Origin of the sequence: Blastomonas sp. CCH1-A6 (genome assembly GCF_001556365.1) — a bacterium.
Classification (GTDB): Bacteria; Pseudomonadota; Alphaproteobacteria; order Sphingomonadales; family Sphingomonadaceae; genus Blastomonas; species Blastomonas ursincola.
This window is the reverse complement of the sequence record NZ_LSIS01000039.1, coordinates 1-728: the sequence shown is the minus strand read 5'-3', so window position 1 is coordinate 728 and position 728 is coordinate 1. Positions and strand designations below refer to the sequence as shown.

The 728-nt window shown below is 62.4% G+C and carries 1 protein-coding gene; it reads right to left on the bottom strand.

Going from position 1 to position 728, the window contains the following annotated elements; all coding sequences use genetic code 11:
* Window positions 1–31 precede the first annotated feature (31 nt).
* The coding region (locus tag AX735_RS01810) for an IS5 family transposase (protein WP_066274713.1) at window positions 32–728 on the bottom strand (697 nt) is incomplete at its 5' end.

Below are 728 nucleotides of genomic sequence, written 5' to 3'. Positions count from 1 at the left end.
AGAGTCTGATTCAAAATTATCGCGATAGATTTCATGCTCTTGCGATACGGCGGACGAAGAGCTGAATTGAGGCGATGAACAGCCACGCGGTTGCCGATGCGATGGTCTGCTCGAAGTCTTTGGCGAGGCGGCGGTTGCGACCGAGCCACGCAAAGGTCCGCTCGACCACCCAGCGTCTGGGCAGGACCTCGAAGCCCTTGGCATGGTCGGATCGCTTGATGATCTCGACCGTCCACTTCCCGATCTTGCGCAGCGCCTGGCGAAGCTTGTCGCCAGCATAGCCGCCATCGGCGAAGATGTGCCTGAGCCAAGGGTGACGGCGGATGATCTCGGCCAGAACAAACGGCGCGCCATCGCGATCCTGCACGTCAGCGGTGTGGATCACGGCATGAACGAGATTGCCCTCGGTGTCGGTCACGATGTGTCGCTTGCGGCCCTTGATCTTCTTGCCTGCGTCATAGCCGCAAGGCCCGCCGCTTTCCGTGGTTTTCACGCTTTGGCTGTCGATGACCCCAGCGCTCGGAGAAGCCTCGCGCCCGAGGGCTTCCCGCCCGATCAGCAGCAGGGCGTGATTGAGCGAGAGCCACAGACCATTGTCGCGCCACAGATAGAACCAGCGCCGCACCGTCGAGACCGGAGGAAAGCAGGGCGGCAACATCCGCCAGGGCAGCCCACCGCGCAGCAGATACAGGATCGCCTCGATGATCCGCCGCAGCGGCCATTTGCGC